Below are 24704 nucleotides of genomic sequence, written 5' to 3' on the forward strand. Positions count from 1 at the left end.
ATAAGAGCTTCGCGCTCAAGGCGATTTTTCAATATAGGATTTGCCGCTGCCTCGCGTTCCGCCTTTTTTATTATGCTTTCTTTTCCGCGTATACATTTCCGATGCAGTTGCCCTGTCTATATGACTGCTGCCGCCCCGCAGCGGAAGTTCCGCAAAGTACGCTTTACGGCAGGTATTCGCTTCGGATGTTTTTCAGCGATAAAAAGAGGCGCATCTTTTTCGCATCGTTCCCGCCGGTAAGCCCTTCGAGCAAAAGACGCGCTTTTTTTCTTCCCGAATTATCCTGATAATCGCAGGTACAGACGGAAGACGCAAAACCTTTCAGCCGGGCGTAGTCTACGAGCGTTTTTTCGCCGACATAACACAGCGGACGCAAAATCGTAACGGGATAATTTTCATAGGAAAGTTTCGGCGGCATCGTCGAAAGTTCGCCCCGCTCGAGCATATTCATAAGGAGCGTTTCGAGTATATCGTCGAGGTGATGTCCGAGTGCGATTTTATTGAATTTATGTTCGATCGCATAATGCAAAAGTTCCGTCCGCCGCTGCGTCGAACACCACCAGCAGTTCATCTTTTGTCCCTTTTTGAGTCGCGCGATCACGTCGGCGCCGATGATTTCAAAGGGCACGCCCAGCTCGCAAAATAAGCGCGCGATGCCTTCGGGAAAAGCGGGCGCAAAATCGCTTTGTACGGCGACGGCTTTATACGAAAACTTGCAATCGGGGCGCAGGGAGCGGAGCGCAAAATACTCGACGAGGGCGGTCGAATCCTTTCCGCCCGACGCGCCCACGAGGATGCGATCGCCGTCTTCGATCATCGCGTAATCGAAAACGGCTTTATCGATAAGACTTTGAAGTTTCGGATGAGAGGCCATCGCGCGTCAGCGCTTTTTCAAATGGACGGCAAAACCGTTGATCTCTTTATCGAGATAGATGAATTTCAGCGGCGACTTTTCCGCATCCCCCGTCCACTGCGCGCTGTCGGCGACGGGTTTAAAACCGCGATCGGCAAGGTAGGCGAGGGCGCGTTCGATATTGTAAGTCAAAATTCCGATGTGTCCGTTTTTGCCCTTTACGCCGTTTTTCATCAATTCGAATTCGGTTCCGCAAAACCACGACGATTTTCCTTCGACGCCTTTAAAGCCGAACGCTTCGAATTCTTTTACGCCTTCCGCGCATTCGCCGTCTCCGTGGAAATTGATGCCGACATGGGCAAAACCGAATCCGAGAGAAGCTTCGACCGCTTCTTTCGACAAGCGCGTAATTTCATCCCATTGTTTCGCTTTGATAAGGCTGCCCTTCACCATCCAACTGCCGGAAACGGCCGCGACGTTCGACAACGCAAAATAATTTCCCATATTGTCGAGATTCAATCCGCCGCTCGGAAGAAATTTTATACGCGGAAAGGGACCGGCAAAAGCTTTGAGCGCAGCGCAGCCGCCTGAAATTTCCGCAGGGAAAAATTTGAGCACGGAAAGACCTTTTGCAGCGGCCGCCGTAATTTCGCTCGCCGTAGAAACTCCGGGATACGTGACGACACCGTGCGCGATGGAATAATCGACGACGTCTTCTTTAAATCCCGGAGAGACGATAAACGCCGCTCCCGAGTCGATCGCAGCTTTTGCAAGCTCGACGCTCGTCACGGTACCGGCTCCGACAGTCATTGCGGAAACTTTTTCGTGTACGTCGCGTATCGCGCGTGCGGTCCCTTCATAATCGGACGGATTGCGGAAGGTGATCTCCATTGAAGTGATGCCGCCTTTGAGAAGCGCCGTCGCAAGCGGAACCGCATCATCCGGCGAATCGAGCGCTACGACGGGAACGATACCCGTTTTATGCAAAAGATCGTACTCTTTTTCAAACATATCCATACCCCTTGTTAAAATAATATGAGAGCGCCGCACTACACTTGACTGTACAGGCCGCTCAGTTCGCTTCGCCACGGGAGATCGGCATCGCGCCCTTCCCACTCTATCGTCTTAATAATTTTAAATGATTTTACGTCGCGCGGATCTTCGTAGCGCAAAAGCGCAAACCTTCCCTGCCCGATGTATGCGATTTTTTCGTTTTCACCGAGCGTTTCCGTTTTTTGCAGCTGTTCCAAAATACAATCGAAGTGCGCGGGTTTTCCGGAGGCTTTATCGACGACGGCGCTTGCCATCTCTTCGATATCCTTTCCGCAAATGGGACAGACGACGCGGCGCTGCTTGAGCTCGCGGATTGCTTCGTCTTTTTCTTTTTGCGCTGCGATATTTTCATAGAGATGACGCTGAACGGCGGCATCGCGGAGTTTTGTATTTTTATCGTCCGTCCGTTTGAGAGAGGGAGAGCGGGGATTTTGAGCGTTTTGATTTTTCCAATCCCTTTTTACGCGTCCGCGCTTCGTATTTTTTCCCATATCCGCTCCGTTATTCCGTAAACAGCGGATCGTCTTCAGGGTTTTCAATCAATTTTTTGCTGATAACCTGAGCGATCCTCTGTACGGCCGTATCGATATACTCCGAGTCCCGAATCATTTCCCGCAGTGCGAGCAGGCGGGGCGGCAAATCCGCTTTTTGTTTTTCGAGGACGAGGGTAGTTGTTTTCAGACCGGAAATCATACAAGCTCCGAAAAAGCATTTTCAATGTGATATACGGCCGGCAAAGACGGCATATCCACAACAATCACATCGTATCTGATATAGTGCTTACTATATTGTCGATTGTTTGAGAGAAAACGTTTAGACGTTTCTATAATTTTTTTTTGTTTCCGGCCGTCGAGTACGCGCGACAGCATATCGGCGTTTCCGTTCGGAAGCGTCTTCACTTCCGCAAAAACGAGTACATCCTTCGACGAAGCTATTATATCGATTTCACCGATTTTTGTCTGCCAGTTTCGCGCAACGATCGAATAGCCTTTTTCGGCCAAATAACGCGCAGCTTTTTCTTCCCCCGCTTTTCCGATCGATTTTTTTGAAGCGCTCACGGACGAACGCGGCGCTTCAAGCTCTGCGCGCTCGGTCAAATATTTACCGGCATATCGTCGTCGACGGGTTCGAGTTCGTCCACGTCTTCGAGATTCGCATTCGCCTGTGCATCGATTTCAGCCTGAGAAAGCACGTGACCTACGGTGAGCAAAAAAGGAACATTCCAATTTTTGAGCGCGGCAAGGTGGTACGGCTTTGCCGGTTTTCCCGCTGCGAGAAACATGTTTTTTCCGTCGTCAAAAAATACCGGTGCGGAAAAACGCATACCTTCTTTAATATCGTTTTGCGTAAGCTTCAAAAAACCTGCCATACAATCCCCTCGCATTCCTTTAATAATTTTACGCATCTCTGAAAATCCGATCGATTTTTGAAGATGCCTTTTATCGTTTTTTATCCTGCATTTTCAGTACAAAGGCGAATATACCCGCGAGTACGCCCCACGTTTCTTCCGGCACGTACGAGCCGATTTCTCCAAGCGTCAAAACGTCGGCAAGGTTCGCATTTTCGACGACGGCGATACCCTGCTCGTTTGCTATTTCGACAAGCCTTTCCGCAGCTTCACCCCGAGCCGATGCCGTTATAAAAGGCGAAGGCGCACCTTCCGGATACTTCAGCGCGACCGCTTTTTTCATACGCTGCCTCTGACAACGGAAATACCGCTTTCTTCGAAAAAGCCCGAAAGCACACCGCTTTCCGTCCGTTCGACGCTGAACGATTTTCCGCCGAACGCCGCTTCGAGCGCTTTTTTGAGCAAAGCGCTTTCACCCTCACGCTCTTCGCCCGATGCGGCATAGAGCACGCGGTTTCGTTCTTTATGTAAGTATATCACAAAATAATAAAATTGCCCACCGAAATCGAGCGTTGCCGTATATTTTTCCGCCTTTTTTTGCCGCGCATCCGCAAAAAAACGGAGTACACCGTTTCCTGTTTTATCCCCGCCGTCGAGGGAAATCTCGAAGGGGAGCTGAATCCAGCTTGCGCCTGAAGAAAAGCCGCGTTGATTGAAAAGGGTGAGAACGCCGCCTTCGCTTTGTTCAAGCGCCCGCCCCGAGAGTATGCCGCAAAAAAACCGCCGCACTTCCGCTTCGATTTCGGAAACGAGTTCTTTCAGCGGCCGCCCCTCGTCGGAGCCGCTTCGTATGTGTGTACCTCCGTCTTGCAGCGAAGCCTCGCGTCCAAAAAAATCGCTTTCTCCCGCGTTTTTATCTTTTCCGCCGTTTTGCCGACCGCCGCTCTTTTCATCCGCTCCTCCTCTCTCCGCCCTGCCGCCGCTTTCAGAGGCGGCATCGCTTCCGGAGCCTTTATCGCTTTTTTCGTTTTCACCGACGATAGCGGCGACGGCATCTTTTTCCATGGGGATGCCTTTTTGCGCCAAAAGCAGAGCGGCTTGCGCCGCTTCTTTTTCACGACCGGGAAACGACTGCGCGATGCGGCGCGCATCGGTAAAAATCTTCTCATCGAATTTCATGCCGAGCTGCTGCATCGCGGTAAAAAGAGAAAGGGTAATATAATCGGGAAAAAGATTGAGAGAAGTAAAATAGCGAACCAGCTCCGCATCGGAGAGCGTTCCGTCGGGATTGAGCGCCGTCGAAAACGTCGTTACAAGATGTTCGTTTGAAAAAGGGGTATCCGCGATAAGCGGTGAAAGGACGAGCGTTCCGTCTTTGATTGAAACGGAAGCGGAAAAAAGAGCACCCGGCACAAGAGGTCTTTCCGACGTAACGGAAAACCTGCCGCCCGCAAAAGAAGCGATATACGAGTTTTGCCCCGTCTGTGAAAGGATGCGCACGGAAACGACATCCCCTTCGCGAATCTCGTGCCGGTTCGGCATAGCGGAAAGGGAAGCCGTCTGAACGTATACGCGGGAAATCGTATCCATGCGCTAAAAAAATTATCGAGGGTCTGTCTAAAAAGCAAGCGACTTTTGAGACAGACCCATCCGCTTCTAAAAACCGCTTGAGTTTTCAAAAGCGGCACATTATTTCTTTTTCGCTTTTTCAGCCGCTTCCGCTGCGTGTTCTTCTTTTTGCTCTTCTTTGATTGCAGCTTCCTGAGCTGCAGCCGCGGCATCGACTCGGGCATTACGTTCGGCAAGAGCCGCGGCGATGTTTCCGCCGACGCGCGTTTTAATGCGCTTCGCTTTACCGACCGCATCGCGGAGGTAATAGAGTTTCGCACGGCGGACTTTACCCGGACGTACGATTTCCACCTTTATGATACGCGGCGAGTGCATCGGAAAGACGCGCTCGACTCCGACGCCGTACGATTCTTTGCGGACCGTAAAGGTTTCGCGCGTACCGCCGCCGTTTTTCGCGATGACGACGCCTTCGTACACTTGAATACGTTCCGTTTTTCCTTCGACGATTTTAAAGAAAACTTTTACCGTATCGCCGACATTAAATCCCATAGCGCTCGCACGCTTTTGTTTTTCTTCAATACCCTTAATGATATCCATCTCAGTCTCCAGCTTCCCGAGTCCGTTTCGCCCGCTTCTTTTTTCCGGCGGTTTTAAGCGAAACCTGCTCCGTAATTTCCTTAATAATTTTTTCGGCTTCCGATGAAAGCGTACCCGCGCTGCGCGCAGACGCTATCAAGTCCGGCCGATTGGCAAGCGTTTTCGCAACGCTCTTCCGCAGCCGCCACGCGCGTATCGCTTCGTGGTTTCCCGACCGCAGCACTTCGGGCACTTCTTCACCCCGATAATTTTGCGGCCGCGTATACTGCGGATATTCAAGCAGTCCGCCCGAATAGCTTTCTTCGTCGAGCGATTCCGCCGAAATGACGCCGTCGATCAGGCGGTACACCGTGTCGATGACGACTTCCGCCGCAACCTCTCCGCTCGACATAACGTAATCCCCGATCGAAATCTCTTCGTCGACATATCGATCGATTATCCGCTGGTCGATCCCTTCGTACCGTCCGCAGATAATGACGATTTCGCTTTCGCGGCTCAACTCAAGCGCTTTCGCCTGCGTAAAAGGTTTTCCTCCGGGCGTCACATAGATGACGCGCTTTTTGTACGCCTCTACGCTGTCGAGCGCTTCCCCGAGCGGCTCGGCGAGCATAAGCTGCCCCGCTCCGCCGCCGTACGGACCGTCGTCACAGGAACGGTGTTTATCACGGGCAAAATCCCTGATATCCGTCAAGACGCAGGAAATAATTCCCTTTTCAACCGCTTTCGCCATAATCGAATTTTCGAAGTACGCGCGCAGAATATCGGGGAATAAGGTCAGCACGGTAAATTGCATGGAATCACTCCAGAATCCAGAGGTGCATCAGCTCCACCGTTTTGCCTTCGATATCGACCGCTCCGATATGCTCCTCCGTAAAAGGAACATAGACCGTTTTCGGTTTTCCCGAAACGGTGCGTTTGACATCGTCCGCAAGAACGCTGCAAGCCTCGGAGATGCGCACTTCCAAGAGCTGCGCCGCTCCGCCTTCCAATACGTCCGTAATCTTGCCTATCGTTTCGACAGGCGCGGCCGAAACCGCCGATCCGTTTTTGTCCTCATATATGAGAGAACAATCTTTTAAATCATCGATGTACCATTCTCCCTTTTTCAAGGGATATGCACACTCGCGCGGTACGACCACTTCCCATCCGTTGTACTTTCGTACCGCTTCGGGAGAATCGATCCCCGCCAATTTCATAAACACGCAAGTACCGCCCCAGTCCGCAGATTCGACTCTGCGCCGCTCGGTTTCCTCGCCGTGCCGTAAAGTGACATCCTTGAGCGAAACGATGTGATCGTACGCGCCGGAAGCACTCTCTACTTTACATTCACCCGTAATCCCGTGAGGACCGCGGATAAAGCCGACTGCAAGCTGATCTTTCATCTGCCTTTCAGTCTAATATGTCGAGACTGTAATGATTTCCGTCCCTTGCCGCCGATGCGCTCAACACCGTGCGCATCGCTTTTGCGATACGGCCGTATTTGCCGATCACTTTACCGATATCGCTTTCAGCCACTTTCAGCTGCAAAACGGGTCCGCGTTCGCCCTCCGCTTCGGTTACCGAAACCGCAGAAGGATCATCGACAAGCGACTTTGCAATATATTCAATTAAATCCTTTTCCATTCAGCCGCCTCGATACAATCACTTCGCGGAACGGATTTGTTTGTTGAGCAGCTTACCGACGATATCCGTCGGCTGTGCACCGACTCCGAGCCAATACTTTGCGCGTTCGACGTCGATTTTGATCTGCTTTTCCGCAGCTTCGATCGGCATATATGTACCGATTTCTTCGATCGCCCGGCCGTCGCGCGGAGAACGCTCATCCATGACAACGACGCGATAATACGGACGTTTTTGCGTACCGAACTTTTTCAGTCTGATTTTGACCACTGTAATCCTCCGTAGAACTCGAACCGAACGGGGTCAAGTCCTAAAATAGCACACCCATCGGTGCGAATATTTATTATAGCGGAAGCGGGGGGGGAGAGTCAATTGGAGGGGAAAAGGCTTCACGGAAATCAATTTTTGCTCGAGTATTGTTTAAAAAGTTGATAAAGTGCTAAAGTAAGTGTATGAGGTGGGAAACATTAGAAGAAGCACTTGCAGTGCTTGAGACGGAACGGGAATACGACGGGTATTTTTGCAGCGTACAAGACGCGGTTATCATCGTGATTTTGGGAAGCTTGTGCGATTTGCAAAGCGTAAAGAAAATCCACGAGTGGGCAACGACCGAACATGTCAGAACATTTTTGGCAGAAACGTTCGGAATCAAACGAATACCGTGCTATTGGTGGCTGTTAAGCCTGCTTGGAATCATACGGCCGGAATCATTGAATGAGTGTATGAAACAATGGGTAGCTTCGGTTGTACCGGCTCTTGCAGCAAAACTTGAGACGGAAGAGAAAGAACAAAGCGCGAAGAAAAAGAAGCAGCCGTTGACGATAGCCATAGACGGAAAAGCTATCCGCTCAACGGGAAAGATGAAAAAATACGACAGTCCCTTGCATATCATCAGTGCACAGATAGGGGAATTGGGGTTGACGCTTGCCCAAAGAACGGTCGAATCAAAGAGTAATGAGATTCCTGCCGTACCGGAATTGATAAAAGAGCTTGAAATTCAGGGCTGTATGGTGGTCGCGGACGCAATGAACTGTCAAATAGAGACTGCCGAGGCGATAATTGAGGCAAAAGCGGATTATTTGTTAAGTGCGAAGGGCAATCAGGAAGCACTTATGAACGATATCGCGGAGTATGTTCAGGATACAAAGCTGAGAGTGACGATGGACAGCATCACACGAACGGAAAAGGGACATGGGCGGAAGGAAAGGCGCAGTGCGTATACGAGTGCAGATGTTTCATGGCAGCCGGGAGGACGAGTATGGCCGGAACTCAAATGTATTGGAGCAGTGCATACACGATTTGAGACGAGTAAAGGGGTGACGGAAGAATGGCATTATTATATTTCAAGTAAAGCGTTACGAGCGGAAGAGCTGCTCCATCATGCAAGAGAGGAATGGTCGGTGGAATCGATGCATTGGCTGTTGGATGTACATTTTGACGAGGACAGATGCAGGGTGCAGAGTAAGAACGTACAACAGAATCTCAATATGCTGCACAAGTTTGCGCTTAACATAATCCGCATACACAAACGTGAATCACAATCGAAGCTGCCTTTAAACGGGATTATGTTCCGTGCACTTATGAATCCTCAAGCATTATTACCGCTTTTGGGCAAAACTTGATTTCCGTGAAAAGGCTTGTATAAATTCCGGCCATTTTTTTTACTGCAATATCGAGATCGTATTTTTTTACCGCTCGGAAAGCATTTGTTGCTATTTTCTCGCCGAAAACCGGCTCATTATATACCTGCAGTATCTTATTTATCATTTCAGATGGCTTCTTCAGATCAAACAACAAGCCGTTAAAGTTATCCGTAATCAAAGAGTTATGTCCTCTGTTTTTAGAGCAGACACATACTTTACCGCATGCCATAGCTTCAATTATGTTTACAGGAAGCCCCTCTCTGATGCTTGAACTAAAGCAAATATTACTCATCTTTTCAAAAAGCTCGACATCGTTACGATAGCCCAAAAAGCGGCAAACTCTTTGTAATGTCATTTTATCAACCAATTTTCGTGCAAAAGGTAAAGTTTCCTTTCCTATAATCAACACTTTTAAATACGGAATCTTTTGTACCAACTCCGGAATTCTCTTTATCAAAAATAACTGATTTTTATTTCGATTACATTCTGCCACAATGGTTACGATAAAATCTTTGGGAGAATAACCTAATTGCCTACGTATAGTATTTAGTTCTATGGCAGATACCGATGTAAATTTTGTAAGATCGACACCTACTCCATCCATGTATTCGACACGCGTAATTTTACTAAATTTATCAACTGCCCTATCATAATCTTCTTTATTGATCGTCACCAAAACATCCGTATACTTCGCAAGATGTTTTTCTACAGGATAATAAAAAAGCCAATTTAAAAGCGGCGCACCCCTATAAAAATGAAAACCGTGCGCCGTATATATGATTTTAATTTTATGCTCTTGCCGAAGCTTTTTTGCCGCGAGACGCCCAAGCACGCCACCCATAGGGGTATGACAATGCAAAATATCATATCGATTTTCTGCAAGAAGTTTTTTCAGCTGTCTTAGCGCTTTTACATTTTTCAATGAAAACGGAGAACGCGCAATATCGATCGTATATTGATTATCGCAATCTTTTATAAATTCTTCTCCTGCCGAACAGTAATCTACCCGCCACCCCTGTTCATGAAACCAGCGCATATACGGCAAGTTAAATTTGGAAAAATTGGCGGTATTTGAAAGAAAAAGGATTTTTTTCATTGTTATCTAACCTCTATTGAAAAAAATAAATACGTTATAGTGCTAGAAGAATTTACCATTATATATAAATTTCCGCGACAGCAAACATTAAAGCATGAAGAAGAGGATATCCAAGCATACGAAATGTGTCCGGCATACCAGCGGCATTTAAGAACTTATGTTGATGCAAAAGATTTTCTGCTATAGACAAGTATGAACCGGTAGCCGCTGTAACTATAAGATTCGAACTGTTAATAATCGGCAATATGACAACAACCATACTCCCCCATAAGCAGTAGTATTAAAAGAAGATTTTTTGGAAAGCATATTTACTACTGAAAGAAAAATAAATACGGAACAATACCGGAAGAATCAACGATCAATGATTTTACGAACCATAAAAAAGAAAGAGGCAAAAGAAGAGAAACAAGCAAAAATCTTTCACTTTTCTTTAAAGAAAGTAATATATAAGGAGCAAGAATAACAGCAAATATCCAGTAATAAGCAGTAAGACGATTCAGTAAAGAAAAGCCAAATGATAAGACTTGTACCACAAGTCCGAATATACAAGCGTTATATGCAATTGTTCTTCTATTATGAATTGAATATGATTGTTTTCTAAACAAATATCCTATTAATACAAGTATTGTAAATACAAAAAGAAAGAGATTTCTACCCTCTCCGGCAACAACACGGCTTGAGTAATCGTTTGTTTTATAAAAAGTAACTACAATTGGAATTAAAAGTGATGTTATTGCAAGAAAACAGAAAAAAGAAAAAACAATTTTTACCATGAATTCAAATTTATGTTTCGTAAAAACAATCGGTTTATATAGAAATCCTATAGCTGCGGTCGCATGAAAAGTTCCTGCAAGACCAGTAAACAGAACCCATTTTTTCCATCGCTTTTCTAAAAGATATGAAACTCCATAAAAAACCAATAAAGTTGCAAACACTTGCCTGATTTCACTGCATAGTCTTGGAAACCCCTGTTGCATAATAAAAACGAGGAATGATGTTGATACATCGATTGATAAACGCTTCAAACAAACATACAATAAAATAACACCAAGTGCCCCGTACAGTTGCATGAATACATAAAATTTCTCTGTAAAATGCCCTATAATCCAATTTAACAGTGCATATCCGGGATCAGGAAATAGAATAAGTTGTTTTAATGTAAGTACTCTGATAGTTAAAAACTGAGGTTCGTAGTTCGTCAAATCTCCGCCAACTGTTTTTTTCCGCAGAACAACTACAAAGAAAATAATCAAAAAAGACAAAAAACCATAGATTGTCTTTTTTTGTTTATTTTGTGAAAACAAAGATGCGAACGCAAGAAAAGATAGTATTACATAAACAAATATATAAAAAGTCATCAAGTCAAACCGTAAGTTCGTTATTTCGCGTTAAAACTTCGCCTGAATTCAATAATTCTTCGTAACAACTTTGCCTTTGTTGTTCTATAAATAGTTCCTTCATACACATTAGTTTCTGTTCCGCCAAACTTTTTCTTAAAAATTGAAATATTACGAACATCATCATTTTGTATATTATAACCGCCCCAATCATATCGTAAATAACCAAAGAGTTTTAGTTTTTTCATATCAAACCAATGTAATTGCCGGTTTGCCCATCCGTATATTTTCTTATCAATTACATCTGCAGAACGAAAAAGAGAAAAACTTTTTGATAAAATTGCAACCTTATCTTTTTCATCTCCCAAATATATATGATACACTAATTCTTTTCCCCTATATTTATTAATAGAAAGATTCAATATCCCAAAAGAAGACATTTCTTTGTAATCCGCCATCAACTGCTGAAATGTTGGACAACTCAAATTTTTTTCTTTTCTGAATTCTATATATACTTCCGCAATATGCCGCAACATATCTTCAGAAAGCATATCACTTGAGAAAAAAAACGGTTCACAACCTTCTTTTTTAGCTTTATTTATCTCTCTTCTGGTTGAAGAATCAATTTTATTAAATCATTCATCTTCTGATAAAGTTAAATCGGTTATAAGCGTCCCCCCCCCCCCGTCACTTGTATACTATTAACCAATTGACCATTAATATTATTGTAAGCATACACATATCTGACAATATCTCCTTCATGTAAAGGTTCTGAATTACATTCAGCTATAATTCTAGTAAAACCCAGTTTTCTTTTCTTATTAATAATCATTTTCTATACCTTCTATCGCTAATTTTATTCATAAATCGTCTAATTCCAGAATAAAAACCCGAAATATATTCCCTACATTCGGTACGCCAGCTATTAAAAAGAACCATAACGATGAAAAGCAATATCGCAGTGATAAAGCTCTTGTAAAAGAATCCTAAGAAATTTCCGACTTTCATATGGCGAATTATAACGTATACTATAGCAACAACACAGCTTAGTAAAGAAACATATAAAAGGATATCACCTACTAAGGACACTATATTGACTTTGAACAAATATTTTGAAAGAACAAACGATGAGGAAACAATAGTTATTGCTGAGGCGATTACAGTAGCAAGAAGAATACCATTTATACCAAATTTACTTCCGAAAAGCACCGAAAGGAATATATTCGCCAAGGCACTTCCCAAATAACAATATTTGTCCTTAACATATAATCCTGCTCCCCATTTAAATGCACTCAGTAATGCATCAAAACCATAGGATCCAAAAACACATGATAATGAGAATAAAAGTACAAAAGTCTGTCTAAGCAGAAATTGCTCACCCAGCCAGACTGTAATAAATGAATTAATTAGTATAAAAAAGCAACCGAAACAAAAAAACACCATAATCATATATGCGAACAATAATCTTTTGAATAGTTTGAATACTGTTGATGAATCTTTTTCCGCTATATAATTTCCTATACTCGCAACAAATGAAGTCTTTACGATCTGTAAAAAAGCATACAAACAATATGCAACAGTGATATAATTAGCATATAATCCTGCGGTGTATAATCCCAGCAACTTGGTAATTATTATTGTGTCTGTTCCTGTAAAAAGCACATAGGAAAAGTGTATCCAAAAACCGGAATAAATTTTCCGCTTAATCACAGTTTTATCTGAAGCTGTAAGAATTTCCGGTTCTTCTGAAAAAACAAAGCCATAATCATGTTTGCATTTATATTTAAGTAAAAAAATAGGAATTATAGCACAAATTGTTTGAAAGGTAATAAATAATTCAAAAGAATGAAATATAATAAGAGCAAAAATTTGCAAACCATACTGAATAAAAGAAAAGACTCGTGTAAATAAAACATAAAGATAGTTTTTCTGTGCTGCATTCAACAGAGAAATATAATGACTATATAAATAAGTAATTACTGTCTTAATAAGAAAAAGGCTGTAAACATATTTTATATTAGGTATTGAAGAGTTCCCGATTACCCACCCGAAACAGGGGATGCACGCAAGCCCAAAAACTATGACAAAAAAAGTACAGACCAAGAAGAATTTGCGCATTGTAATTAATAGTGCATATACTTTTTTCCAATTCTTTTGGAAAATCGGAACATAAAGGCAACTTTCAAAAACGCCACCTGCACCGCTTTCTGCAATAGAAATCACCGTAAGCACATTTGAAAACAAATTATTTACACCAAGATACTCAGTCGCTAAATATTGCAAGAATATTCTACGGACGAACAATCCCAAAACAACAGAAACAATTTGGGTCCCGACTCCTATACTTAAATTAGTAAATACATTTTTTCTTCTTGTTTCCATAAATTAAATTTTTTCGGCTATAAGGAGAATTTCAAAGGAGCCATATGAACTCCTGTACTTGCAGGTGCAGTAATTATGAGCCCCGCCACTATTATAATACGAGCAAACTCTTTTACTGCTAATTCCGGAGAAACAATATGCTCAAATACTTCCGTACAAACAACAGCATCAAAAGACTCTGCCTTCACCGGGATATTTACTATGTCGCTCACAATATCAATACGCGATGTACCCCATATTCTTGTATCACGTATATCTGATGGCGTGAACAATGCATTTTTTTTTCTGAAACAGCAATCCCCTCATACTGACAAAAATCTTGCGCCACATACAGCACATACTTCAAGAATTGTTTGTTCTTGCATTGCCCAGCACCTGCATCCAAAACTTTTATTCCTTCAGGTAACGCCTCCAAACGCGATTTTATCCATATCATACGCTTATGATAAAGAAATCTACTCTAAAAATTAGTATACAATTTTTCTTTTAGATTATGTCCTATCATTTTTGTGCTCCTATTCTCAATCTGTATTATCCGGTTCTATATACCCTTTCCAGCCGAGTGTCGGTTCGAAGTTTAGAATATCTTCCTTTTCAATCTCTTTTATGTGTTTACCTGAATATTGTTTTACATTTGATTTCAAAATAATTTCTGAAGTATCCTTTGATGCCAAAGATAAATCTTTTGATTTTCTTACACACTGTAAGGTTGGAATTTTCTCTATATCAAATCCCATTAAAGTTGCAATTGTCTCATCGAAATACACAGGATTCATTCCTGCAGCTACAATTCCGACCGGCTTAGGCGAAGGAGAAACAGGCCCTTCTTTTTCTCCTGAAATAACCACATCAGCAACAATAAAACATTTTCGCTGTATAGTCTCTTGAAGTTTCCCCTTTTTATCTGCGTACAGTAATATTTTATTCAGATCTGTTATAGTTCTGCTTATAGTATGATTGCCGTACCAACTGCCTTCCGAATAAACATCTCTTTTACCCAAATGTCTAATAATATGCGCTCGGTAGACCCATTTAATAAAAAAATTAGCTATTTTATATCCACTAACATTTTTTTTAACCATACAAATATTTTGATAGTCATACAAATTGCTGATAATCCGTTTTGCCAATGATCTATCTTTATACTCATCACCGGCACCTGATTCTGCATCCCCCTTAATATGATGCGGCAGATACTCTTTTCTTACATTTATACCTACTAAGTTTTTTAATGCTCCTGTAATTCCGGCTTTTCTATGCGTTTTAGGTTTTGGCATATTGATGACTACATCAGCGTCAAGAACATAATTCGAAACATAATACTCCTGTGTATTTCCATGATGATGTTGAGGTAATATTCTGGGGTCATATGTCGTAACACGGTATTTAGGGCTCTCTGTGCTAGGAGCATTGTAAAATTCACTGGCTTCTCCAATATTTATTACAGTTCCGCTTGAGCTTGAATTTATAATTTGGATTGGCATACCATCCTTTGTTACTGTTGATAGTTCCCTAAAATCAACCATTTCAATATTTATACCTTTCTGAATATAAAATTCAATTACTGACTTGTATCCGCCTTGATTCATTATATTATTAAATACACAGGCGTGCATTGGAGCATCGCCTACTACGATTTTCCCGGTTCCTTTAAGAGCAATAACTACATAATCAATGACAGCTGCAACAACCGAAGGTTGTGTATAAAGACATTCTGTCCCCCCATCATTATTTTGATTAAAATCCATAACAAGGTTTGGTTTTAACAAAACTGTATTTCCAGGTTTAATTATATCTCCAAGAGGGTTCCAAAATTCAGAACCATAATTAAAAGGATCCAGAGCCATCAAATGGAAACATTCTCGGACTGCTTCATATACTTCATTTTTCTTTTCTGAAATTTCGTCAAATAGGTATTCCGGATATGATTCTTTTGGTCTACCCGTCGGATTTTCAGACGGATAAGCCATCCCCTTCATTTTATATACGGCTACGATTGAATCATTCATTATGACAATAATATCCTTTGCTTTATTTTATTTTTATCAGTTTTCCAAGTTTCATATCATATTCAAAAGGAGAGAATTCTTCAAATCCATTACCTGGATAAAAAGTTAATTCGCCAAAATAGACATTCCCATTACATTCATAAAAATCAACTCTAAGAAAAGGAACCCCCTTTGCAAGTTTTTCTGCAAGATTTACCATACTTTCAAAATTTTTCGGTTTTGGAATATTGTCCTCACTTTTTTGATAGTGTCTTTCAAATGGTTGCAACAACCAATTCCTATCAAAAAAAGTTACTTTCAGTCCTGTAGAAGAATATCGTTCAGAACAAGTAAAAACATATTCGACTTTTCCATTAAAACACATGAACTTATAATCAATTAAATCACACCCCCCATTAAAACAGAATGCTTTATAATCTTTTAATTCAAAACCGCTTTCATCAGTCATATAAGTTTCTGCAAGTATACGCGGTGTTATGTCTTTATAAACCCATTCACGGCCAGCCCAATAATTATTCTTCTTCATCCAATAGTTTATTTGTTTCTTTGCTTTTCTTCTGTCAAATGAAGATTTATCTTTGCAGATAATAACACCCATATGAGTACATTTTAAAACAAATTGATTTGGTAAGGAATCAAAATTTATATCGTCAAATTTATTCCATACACCCAATGTTGGAATTATATGCTCTTCCCCAATCTTTTCTGCAACAAGTTTTTTTACCTCATACTTGTCTACCATCGCGGTATATTCCGCCTTTCTGTTATAGAGTTTTAGCCATTGTAGTTTCTCATTGAATGTCTGAGGATCCTCCAGATTCAACTCATATCCCATTTTTGCCTTGAATAAACGTTTAAGATACAAATCATCCGGCAGCCAATTGTAAAATCCGCGTGCCGCAAGTCGGCAAAAACGCCAATCCGAATCAAACAGCGCGCGTATATAATTCTTTATATTCATACTATTTCCTTTTTTTTATTAAACATTGTTTTATAGCACGCAATATCGGATGTATATGGAACTCATAAAGGCAAATAAACTTTTCTTGAATAATAGATATTATAATATTTGACTCTCTCAAAGTTTTTATTTCCAAAAAATCACAAAACATACCTAGGTTTTTTTTTATATATGCTTCAAATGATATAAAATCATGCTCCGACATTGTGTTTGTATGAAAACATAATGTTGTAATTCCTTTACAAGGTTTGATATCTGTCCCAAAACATCGGACAGGAATAAACAAAATCCCATTTCTCACATAGGAAGATAAAGATCGTCCATCCGAAACAATCCGGATTCCTACATTTTTCAATGCTTTTATAGTTGTTCTATCATATGAATGTCCGGGTGCAAAAAAAATGTCTGTTGAAAACCCTTTTTGTTGCAGTACATCCATTCCGTATTTCAATAATTCAAACTGCGTTATATAGGATTTACCGGAAAACTCACTTTTAGGTCTATTTGTTACTAAACCTTTTGATGTACTGTCATAAACATGATAAACACCATGCATCGCAATTGAATAACCTTTTGAAATACATTCATCTATAATTTCTTTATAGCCATAATTAACAACCTCTACACATAATTTTTTATCCTTATTATCCGGAACAATTCCAAGTAAAGGTTTTATATTGTATTTATCTAACAAATTCGTCATTCGTTTGAAATTTGTAAAATTCATTGTTTCACAAATATCATCGAGACGAACTAAAAGTATTTTTGTTTTATTCATTTGGTAATTGTATATAAGAACCCCATTCCAACTGCATTTCTTCAGGCTCAATTTTGTTACAGCCACCGGCATGATGAAATGTTATTTCTCCAAAATAAATTTTTCCTCCGACGTTATATAAATCTATACGGCAATGGATAAACGGCTTCGAAAGTTTTTCAGCAATTTCGAGCATACGATCCCAATTAATCGGTTTCTGTAACAAACATGGATCAAAAGTCGGCCTTGTAACTTTTATTGGAAGCAAATTAAACTCTCTGTCATACACATTTCGCTTGGCATTTGTAGAGTGCCCTCCCTCTACATCCATAGTGTTAATGTCGACCAATAAAAATTTTACTTTACCATTGAAGCACATAAAACGATAATCGATTAAGCCAGCCTTTTCGGGAGCTTCAATAAAGTATTCATAAAAAATTTTGGGTTCAATACCTTTGTAATATATTCTCTAGACTCCCAAAAATAATCTCTATGCAACCAATATGCAAATTTCCTCCTGAATTTTTTATAGTCGAAAACTTTACTTCGATCAAATAAGGTATTACAACCCGATGTATGATTGCATTTTATCACACATTTATCAGGTAATTCTGAAAAATCTATAACCTTATAACTTTTATATGTTTTTTCACCAATTCTTTTAAGAATATCCTCAAACCCGCAGGAACGCACATATTCTCTGGCAGTTAGTTTATCCGTACATGTTTTATACAACGGATTTTTATCATAAAGCTTAAGCCCTAAAACTTTCTCATCAAAAGTTTTAGGATTCTTTAAGTCTACAGTTTTTCCACATTTTCTCTTATATGTATTTTGTTATGTATTTTGTGTGAACTCTTCATCTGTAAACTTATGTGTCTTATTATTTTTTTTATTGCGAAGATATATATACAACGGTAAAGTTAGGGCATTATTTCCAAGCCAATCTTTATAACTCATAATTTATCCTTTTTTATTTAATTTCATAATATTTTAATGGCAGTTCAAACCAATTAGGTTTTTCATTAAACGTTTTCGGATGATTCCAATCTATCTTATAACCGAAAGCAGCCTTGAAATACTTTTCCAGATATTTTTTATCTGAAAAATGAAAAATTTTGTCCGACATTTTTACAGTATATTACCCTGAGCGGTTTTGTTATCAGGAATAAAACCTATTACCTCTCCAACCACATTTATTTTGAATCGCTTATCTCTCTTGCATAATCAAGATATAAAGTTACGATTTTTTCTTCAGAATATGTTTCCTGAATTTTTATTGCTTCTCGACTGAACTTTTTTCGCAAAGAAGAATTCCTTAAAAGGTATAACAATTTATCCGCCAACGTTTTTGAATCCGCTACAGGAACTAAAAACCCATTTTCTCCATCTTTTATCAGTTCCCTCGGACCAAAATCACAGTCGCTAGAAACGCAAGCACAACCGCATGCCATAGCTTCAATTAATGCATTCGGCATACCTTCAGCCTTACTTGAAAACACAAATATTTCATATTTTTGTAATTCCACATCTATCGTCTTTGAAAAACCTTCAAAAACAATACTTTTAAACACTCCAAGTTCTTGAGCTTGTTTTTCCAAATTTTGCTTTGAAATACCTTGTCCATATATATGTAATGTCGCATCAGGTTCATACTGTAAAACGATGGAAAACGCTTTTATCAGTGTTTCATAATCTTTATGCGGATGAAGTCTTCCTACCGAGCAAATAGCATTTTTTATTACATTAGAATCTGTTCTTTGCACCTCTATCCTTGGGGCAATGTTTCCTATTACGATACCTCTTTTCTGTGTATACTTTGGGTAGCAACTTTGCGCACCAGCCGTTTGAAAAACAAAACCATCGCAAAATCTTAAGAAACGATTCACCGCAAATCTTCGATTTTTTGCCAATGCATGAGGATTTGCTCTTTCCGCTCCGATTATTTTGCAATGCGTTTTAGAACCAATTCGACCCAAAACGGCAAATGGAATCATTGTAACAATAAAGCAGAACATTACATCAGGCCGATACGCTCGCATATACGATCTAATCGCTTTTATATTTCCCAACGTTCTTTTGATTGCGAATTTTGATTTTTTACCAATATCAATAATTTGAACGGACGGGTTAACGGTATACGAGGGATTTTCAGTGTTAAAAAGGAGCAAATCAACTTGTATACCATGACGCACAAACGCATTTGCTAAACGAGAAACCATTCGTTCAGCACCTCCGCCTTGTAAAGAAAACGTTAAAAAAGCTATTCGCATATTACCTCAAAACATTTATTACAATTCTATATGCCCTTTCCAACCGAGAGTAGGTTCAAAATTAAACAAATCAGTTCTTTTAATCTCAGATATTCGTTTACCTGCATATTCCGATACATTGGAATTGAGGATAATTGAAGAAACATCTTCTGAGGATAAAATCAATTGTTTTGTATTTCTTAAACAATTTAAGGTAGGGATTTTATTTATATCAAATCCCATAAGAGTTGTTATTACTTCATCAAAATAAAGCGGATTACTACCGGCAGCAATGATACCGATCTTTTTGGGAGATGGAGCCACAGGGCCTTCTTGCTCTCCTGAGATAACCATATCGGCCACAATAAAACTCTTACGCTGTATCGTATCTTGTATTTTACCTTTTTTATCAGCATAGAAAAGAATTTTATTTAAATCGGCTATAGTCCTACTTATAGTATGATTCCCATACCAGCTTCCTTCTACAAATACATCCTCCTTTTTTCCCCATATCGATTTAATAACATATAAAATACACTTCTCAAAGATCTTTGCTATATAAAAGCAAGCATAATTCTTTTTCGCTATACACAAATTCTCAAAATCACAAAGATTACTTAAAACTGACATCAAAATGGACTTATCTTTATATTCATCTCCACTTCCTGTTTCCGAATCACCTTTTGTGTGATGCGGTAAAAATTCTTTTCTAACATTTATTCCTACAAGGTTTTTTAATGCTCCAGTGATCCCTGCTTTTCGATGAGTCTTCGGTTTCGGCATATTAATAACCACGTCAGCACTCAGAAGATAGTTTGAAATATAATATTCTTGGGTTGGACCGCTATGATGAATTGGCAAAATTCTCGGATCATAGCTTGTAATCCGGTACCGTGAACTATCTTCTTTTGCACCGTAAAATTCCGATTTCTCTCCGAGATTAACAACAGTTCCTTTTGAATTTTGATTAATCGTCGGAATTAAAATTCCATATTCTTTTTTAGAAGTAAGTTCTCTGAAATCTACAATTTCAATCTGTAAGCCTTTCTTTTTATAAAAGTCCAATAATTCTTTATACCCACTTTCTTTTAACAAATTGTTAAAAGAACACGATTGCATGGGCGCATCACCAATAAAAATTTTACCAGTACCATTTAAAGCAATAGAAACAAAATCAACAACAGCAGCAACGACAGAAGGCTGGGTATACAAACATTCTGTTCCACCTTTTTTATTTTGATTATAATCCATAACCAAATTCGGTTTTAATAAAACAATGTTTCCCGGCTTTATAAGTTCATAAAAAGGATTCCAATTCTTGGTATTATAATGCTCGGCATCAAGCCCCATAAGAAATAAGGATTCACGAACTGCCCTATATACTTCGTTATCATTTTTTGAAATTTCTTCGAAAGGATACTCCGGGAATCTATCTGATGGTCTAAAAGTCGGATTTCCTATAGGATAAGCAGCTGTTTTCATCTTATATAATGCAACGTTACTGTCAGCGATCATATCTACAGTCCTAATTATATTTCAGAAATTGTATATAAATATTTTCCGGATTTTAGAGGCTGTATTATATCTTCTAGCATAACAAGTATTTTACATCCTTTGCCCATAGTCAACCGAATCTTTTCTTCTATATCTGCAATATCTTCCTTGTTTGGCTCAATATATCCGTTTGTAAGTTCAATATGAAGCTCTATGATTTCATAAGATTTCTGTATAACCTGAAATCTTTTCACCCATTTTTTACCATAAAACAAATGCGTAAAGTATTCCCCGTCAATTTTTTTTCCATCTTTTGTCTTAAAAATATGAACCGTTCTTCCTTTTACACTACGTAACAATGGGGTATTTCTGCCACATTTACATACAGTACTAGATTCCAATACTCCAACATCACCAATTTCATAGCGAATGAGTGGCATAGCATAGTTTAGTAAATTCGTTACCAAAATATTGCCGTCCTTACCTGCTGGAAACCTTTCGCCTTTTTCATTTGCTATTTCAACATAGTTTGTAAACATATTACAATGCAAGTGGTTATCAAAAGTGCAACCTATCGCTATGCCGTCAACCTCCCTAGATCCATATTGATTAATAACAGGACAATTAAATATTTTTTCTATATATAACTTCCACTCCGGATAAAGGGTCCCCGCACTTGTTATAATACACTTTGGAGAATATACCTCAACCTTATTATTATCAATGTACTGAGCTAACTCATACACAGATTGTACATATGCCCTGATTACTTTAGGCTTCCATCTATTAATCAGAGCAACACAATCCTCCATTCCCTTATCCGACAACAAAAAGCTATTTACAAATTTTGAACGTCGCACGAATTTATTTATAATCTTGGCTCGTATTCCGATAGTCCCTTTAATTATATCACGCTCAGAGCCCCATAAAACTAAAAACTTATCCCCTAATTCATATCCACCATAAGTCATAAAATATGTGTTTGCATCGTACAGCTTTAATCGTCTATCCCGATGAATTTCAACAGGTTCTCCTGTTGAACCTCCGGATGTATCAACATCAAAAGGGATGGGTTCATCAGTATACAAATTTGAGCCTTCTGTTCTTATTATTTTTTTTGTTAAAATAGGAAATTGAAGAATACCAGTTTCTATCGTTTCAGGCATAAGCATAATATGAAGTTGATCTTTTAACCTTTTATAATATGGGACATGTTCCATAGCATAAGTACAAAGCTTATATAATAAAAGATTTCTTTCCGAAATATTCGTAGAATAACTTCTAAAAGGTTTTGCGACACTTTCATTATAGATTCGCGACCATTCTTTTCTTCCACTAAATAATAAAGCCAAAGGAAATATAATCCGCTTTATAAGCATTTTCGGAATATCTATCATAATTTCCAAGTACCAGTTCTACAGATTTTTTTTATACCACTCTATCGCAGCTGCAATACCGCGTTCAAAACTCCAATCCGGGTTATACCCAAGCAGTCTCTTTGCCTTACTGATATCTGCATTGCTGTGTTTGATATCACCCGCACGGTCAGGACCAAATTTCGGTTCAACATTCACACCAAGCGACTTTGTAAGTCCATAGTAAATATCAATAAGGTATTCGCGACCGCCATAAGCAATATTAAACGCATTACCAGCGGCTTCATGTGGGGCAAGACACGCTTTTAAGTTTGCTTCTATAACATTTTCAATGTAAGTAAAATCGCGGCTCTGCTTTCCATCTCCATTAATTATCGGAGTTTCTCCGGCAAGCAACTGCTTTATAAACTTTGGTATTACTGCGGCATAAACTCCGTTCGGATCCTGGCGGCGACCAAAGACATTGAAGTAACGCAAACCATAGGTATCAAGACCGTAATGACGAGTGTACTGTTTCGCCCATTCCTCGTCAGCGCGTTTCGTAAGTGCATAAGGCGAAAGTAAATTTCCTTCACGTCCTTCTGTTTTGGGAAGATTAGGTTCATCACCATATACACTAGAACTTGAGGCATAAACAAACTTTTTTATACCATTTTGACCCGCCGCTTCCAGCATATTAAGAGTACCGGTGATATTATTTGCACAGTAAAAAAGCGGCATCTCTATTGAGCGAGGAACACTTCCCCATGCAGCCTGATTAAGTACAAAATCAACACCTTTACAGGCATTCATACAGGTATCAAAGTCTTTGATGTCCCCTTTTACAAACATGTAGTTCGGATTATCTTTGAACAGGTCTACATTTGCCTGTTTGCCAGTCGATAAATCATCAAGACAGCGAACTTTGTAACCAAGTTTTAAAATTACTTCACAAAGGTTAGAACCAATAAAACCGGCACCGCCTGTAACAAGGAACAATGTATTTTCTGGAAATCTTACCTCTGCATAGCCCATTCTCTAATTCTCCTACAATCTCCAATATACATAACCTGCATCTTCATATTCAAAACGATTAAGTAATCCTTTCAAATCAAGAAGAACTTTCTTTCCTTTTCCGAACAAAGAATCAATATCAGACATCTTTAATGTCTTAAATTCTTCATGGGCAACAGCAAGAATTACTGCATCCATATCTTGAATTGTATTCATGTTCACGAATTCAATTCCGTACAATCGTTTTGCTTCATCACTATCTGCCTGCGGATCAGCAATAACAGGAGTAATGCCGTATTCTTTTAGCTCATTTACAATGTCGATGATTTTTGTATTGCGGGTATCAGGACAATTTTCTTTGAATGTAAATCCAAGAATTGCAACCTTTGCATCACGAACATACTTATCAGAAGCAATCAGTTTCTTAACACAGCTCTCTACAACATATTTTCCCATATCATCATTTATACGACGACCCGAAAGAATAATCTGACTATGATATCCAAGCATCTCTGCCTTGTATGTAAGATAGTAAGGATCGACACCGATGCAATGACCACCAACAAGACCTGGCCGAAACGGCAAAAAGTTCCATTTTGTCTCAGCCGCTTCAAGTACGGACTTCGTATCAATTCCCATTTTATTGAAAATAATAGAAAGTTCGTTCATAAATGCTATGTTTATGTCACGCTGAGAATTCTCGATAACCTTTGCAGCCTCTGCAACCTTTATACTCTGAGCACGATACACCCCTGCATCTACAACAAGTTCGTATACCTTAGCAACAACATCAAGAGTTTCCTTGTCCATACCGGATACAATTTTTCTTATAGTTTCAAGACGATGCACCTTGTCACCGGGATTGATACGCTCGGGTGAATAAGCTATCTTAAAATCCGTTCCGCATTTCAAGCCGCTCTCACGTTCAAGAATTGGCACACAGATATCCTCAGTCACTCCCGGATAAACAGTAGACTCAAATACGACAACAGAACCTTTTGTAAGATTACGTCCAAGAATTGTACTTGCCCCTTCAACAGGAGAAAGATCTGGGGTATGGTCATCATTTACAGGAGTTGGAACAGCAACAATGTGAAATTTTGCCTCACGCAGTCTTGTTTCATCTACTGTAAACTGAACCTTTGTGTTTTTAATAACTTCATTGCCAACTTCTTTTGTGGGGTCAATACCTTTTTTATAAAGCTCGATTTTCTTTGCATTCAAATCGAAGCCTATTACATCAATTTTCTTTGCAAAGGCAATCGCTATCGGCATTCCTACATAACCAAGACCAACAAGAGCAAGTTTTTCCTGTCGATTGATAATTTTTTCATACAAATCTGTATACATTTATTTTTCTCCTG

Annotated in this window: 28 protein-coding genes and 2 pseudogenes; 1 reads left to right on the forward strand and 29 read right to left on the reverse strand. The window is 39.9% G+C overall.

What is annotated here, in order from left to right:
• Positions 1-163 precede the first annotated feature (163 nt).
• The 13 genes and pseudogenes from H9I35_RS03600 to rpsP all read right to left on the reverse strand — a co-directional run bounded on the left by H9I35_RS03600 (position 164) and on the right by rpsP (position 7310).
• The gene (locus H9I35_RS03600) at positions 164-874 is read right to left on the reverse strand and encodes a tRNA 2-thiocytidine biosynthesis TtcA family protein (protein WP_187420257.1); all 711 of its coding nucleotides are present in this window, start codon (positions 872-874) and stop codon (positions 164-166) included.
• A 6-nt stretch (positions 875-880) separates the two neighbouring features.
• A complete protein-coding gene (gene eda / locus H9I35_RS03605) occupies positions 881-1870 on the reverse strand; it encodes a bifunctional 4-hydroxy-2-oxoglutarate aldolase/2-dehydro-3-deoxy-phosphogluconate aldolase (protein WP_252722711.1) in 990 nt (329 codons plus the stop codon).
• 32 nt (positions 1871-1902) lie between these two features.
• Positions 1903-2397: a hypothetical protein gene (locus H9I35_RS03610; RefSeq protein WP_187420258.1), complete on the reverse strand. Its 495-nt coding sequence runs from the start codon at positions 2395-2397 to the stop codon at positions 1903-1905.
• Positions 2398-2407: 10 nt separating this feature from the next.
• Positions 2408-2599, reverse strand: coding sequence for a hypothetical protein (locus tag H9I35_RS03615; RefSeq protein WP_016521596.1), 192 nt, complete (start codon positions 2597-2599; stop codon positions 2408-2410).
• On the reverse strand, positions 2596-3003 hold the full coding sequence (locus H9I35_RS03620) for a YraN family protein (protein WP_187420259.1): 408 nt from the start codon (positions 3001-3003) through the stop codon (positions 2596-2598). Before H9I35_RS03620 ends, H9I35_RS03615 begins: the two co-directional genes overlap by 4 nt.
• Positions 3000-3275 carry a hypothetical protein gene (locus H9I35_RS03625; protein ID WP_016521598.1) on the reverse strand — a complete coding sequence of 92 codons (276 nt, stop codon included), beginning with the start codon at positions 3273-3275 and terminating at the stop codon, positions 3000-3002. Before H9I35_RS03625 ends, H9I35_RS03620 begins: the two co-directional genes overlap by 4 nt.
• Positions 3276-3345: 70 nt before the next feature.
• Positions 3346-3597, reverse strand: coding sequence for an EscU/YscU/HrcU family type III secretion system export apparatus switch protein (locus H9I35_RS03630; RefSeq protein ID WP_187420260.1), 252 nt, complete (start codon positions 3595-3597; stop codon positions 3346-3348).
• On the reverse strand, positions 3594-4844 hold the full coding sequence (locus H9I35_RS03635) for a hypothetical protein (RefSeq protein WP_187420261.1): 1251 nt from the start codon (positions 4842-4844) through the stop codon (positions 3594-3596). The genes H9I35_RS03630 and H9I35_RS03635 overlap by 4 nt, the downstream gene beginning before the upstream one ends.
• A 237-nt stretch (positions 4845-5081) precedes the next feature.
• Positions 5082-5420 (reverse strand): annotated as a pseudogene (rplS, locus tag H9I35_RS03640) (50S ribosomal protein L19); the annotation flags it as partial.
• Position 5421: 1 nt separating this feature from the next.
• Positions 5422-6213, reverse strand: a complete 792-nt coding sequence (gene trmD / locus H9I35_RS03645) for a tRNA (guanosine(37)-N1)-methyltransferase TrmD (protein ID WP_016521602.1) — start codon at positions 6211-6213, stop codon at positions 5422-5424.
• 4 nt (positions 6214-6217) lie between these two features.
• Positions 6218-6802, reverse strand: coding sequence for a ribosome maturation factor RimM (gene rimM, locus H9I35_RS03650; protein WP_187420262.1), 585 nt, complete (start codon positions 6800-6802; stop codon positions 6218-6220).
• Positions 6803-6809: 7 nt separating this feature from the next.
• Positions 6810-7043 (reverse strand): KH domain-containing protein, encoded by a 234-nt coding sequence (locus H9I35_RS03655; RefSeq protein WP_016521604.1) that lies wholly within the window; start codon positions 7041-7043, stop codon positions 6810-6812.
• Between the two features lie 18 nt (positions 7044-7061).
• Positions 7062-7310 carry a 30S ribosomal protein S16 gene (gene rpsP, locus H9I35_RS03660; protein WP_016521605.1) on the reverse strand — a complete coding sequence of 83 codons (249 nt, stop codon included), beginning with the start codon at positions 7308-7310 and terminating at the stop codon, positions 7062-7064.
• A 182-nt stretch (positions 7311-7492) separates the two neighbouring features.
• Between rpsP and H9I35_RS03665 the strand changes: the two genes are divergently transcribed.
• On the forward strand, positions 7493-8662 hold the full coding sequence (locus tag H9I35_RS03665) for an ISAs1 family transposase (RefSeq protein ID WP_187418599.1): 1170 nt from the start codon (positions 7493-7495) through the stop codon (positions 8660-8662).
• Here the strand turns inward: H9I35_RS03665 and H9I35_RS03670 are convergent.
• The 16 genes and pseudogenes from H9I35_RS03670 to H9I35_RS03750 all read right to left on the reverse strand — a co-directional run bounded on the left by H9I35_RS03670 (position 8619) and on the right by H9I35_RS03750 (position 24690).
• The gene (locus H9I35_RS03670) at positions 8619-9779 is read right to left on the reverse strand and encodes a glycosyltransferase family 4 protein (protein ID WP_187420263.1); all 1161 of its coding nucleotides are present in this window, start codon (positions 9777-9779) and stop codon (positions 8619-8621) included. The two genes, H9I35_RS03665 and H9I35_RS03670, sit on opposite strands and share 44 nt — an antisense overlap.
• 311 nt (positions 9780-10090) lie before the next feature.
• Positions 10091-11041: an EpsG family protein gene (locus H9I35_RS03675; protein WP_187420264.1), complete on the reverse strand. Its 951-nt coding sequence runs from the start codon at positions 11039-11041 to the stop codon at positions 10091-10093.
• 116 nt (positions 11042-11157) lie between these two features.
• Positions 11158-11667: a hypothetical protein gene (locus H9I35_RS03680; protein ID WP_187420265.1), complete on the reverse strand. Its 510-nt coding sequence runs from the start codon at positions 11665-11667 to the stop codon at positions 11158-11160.
• Positions 11668-11944: 277 nt separating this feature from the next.
• Positions 11945-13498, reverse strand: a complete 1554-nt coding sequence (locus H9I35_RS03685) for a lipopolysaccharide biosynthesis protein (RefSeq protein ID WP_187420266.1) — start codon at positions 13496-13498, stop codon at positions 11945-11947.
• 17 nt (positions 13499-13515) lie between these two features.
• Positions 13516-13710 carry a methyltransferase domain-containing protein gene (locus tag H9I35_RS12525; RefSeq protein ID WP_187420267.1) on the reverse strand — a complete coding sequence of 65 codons (195 nt, stop codon included), beginning with the start codon at positions 13708-13710 and terminating at the stop codon, positions 13516-13518.
• Positions 13707-13934, reverse strand: a complete 228-nt coding sequence (locus H9I35_RS03695) for a hypothetical protein (RefSeq protein WP_187420268.1) — start codon at positions 13932-13934, stop codon at positions 13707-13709. Before H9I35_RS03695 ends, H9I35_RS12525 begins: the two co-directional genes overlap by 4 nt.
• An 85-nt stretch (positions 13935-14019) precedes the next feature.
• Positions 14020-15507, reverse strand: a complete 1488-nt coding sequence (locus H9I35_RS03700; RefSeq protein WP_187420269.1) for a DUF362 domain-containing protein — start codon at positions 15505-15507, stop codon at positions 14020-14022.
• A gap of 22 nt (positions 15508-15529) precedes the next feature.
• Complete coding sequence (locus H9I35_RS03705) at positions 15530-16468, reverse strand: ATP-grasp fold amidoligase family protein (RefSeq protein WP_187420270.1); 939 nt, start codon at positions 16466-16468, stop codon at positions 15530-15532.
• Between the two features lies 1 nt (position 16469).
• On the reverse strand, positions 16470-17246 hold the full coding sequence (locus tag H9I35_RS03710; protein WP_187420271.1) for a DUF2334 domain-containing protein: 777 nt from the start codon (positions 17244-17246) through the stop codon (positions 16470-16472).
• Positions 17239-17960, reverse strand: a pseudogene (locus tag H9I35_RS12530) (ATP-grasp fold amidoligase family protein). Before H9I35_RS12530 ends, H9I35_RS03710 begins: the two are co-directional and overlap by 8 nt.
• Before the next feature lie 238 nt (positions 17961-18198).
• Positions 18199-18354 (reverse strand): hypothetical protein, encoded by a 156-nt coding sequence (locus H9I35_RS03725; RefSeq protein WP_187420273.1) that lies wholly within the window; start codon positions 18352-18354, stop codon positions 18199-18201.
• Positions 18355-18421: 67 nt separating this feature from the next.
• Positions 18422-19498 (reverse strand): glycosyltransferase, encoded by a 1077-nt coding sequence (locus tag H9I35_RS03730; RefSeq protein ID WP_256397943.1) that lies wholly within the window; start codon positions 19496-19498, stop codon positions 18422-18424.
• Positions 19499-19516: 18 nt separating this feature from the next.
• Positions 19517-20992: a DUF362 domain-containing protein gene (locus tag H9I35_RS03735; protein ID WP_187420275.1), complete on the reverse strand. Its 1476-nt coding sequence runs from the start codon at positions 20990-20992 to the stop codon at positions 19517-19519.
• A 14-nt stretch (positions 20993-21006) separates the two neighbouring features.
• A complete protein-coding gene (locus H9I35_RS03740; protein ID WP_187420276.1) occupies positions 21007-22368 on the reverse strand; it encodes a phenylacetate--CoA ligase family protein in 1362 nt (453 codons plus the stop codon).
• 18 nt (positions 22369-22386) lie between these two features.
• Positions 22387-23361, reverse strand: a complete 975-nt coding sequence (locus tag H9I35_RS03745; RefSeq protein ID WP_187420277.1) for an SDR family oxidoreductase — start codon at positions 23359-23361, stop codon at positions 22387-22389.
• Between the two features lie 12 nt (positions 23362-23373).
• A complete protein-coding gene (locus tag H9I35_RS03750) occupies positions 23374-24690 on the reverse strand; it encodes a nucleotide sugar dehydrogenase (protein ID WP_187420278.1) in 1317 nt (438 codons plus the stop codon).
• Positions 24691-24704: the final 14 nt, after the last annotated feature.

The sequence above is a fragment of the Treponema sp. Marseille-Q4132 genome (genome assembly GCF_014334835.1).
In the GTDB taxonomy this organism is placed as follows: Bacteria; Spirochaetota; Spirochaetia; order Treponematales; family Treponemataceae; genus Treponema_D; species Treponema_D paredis.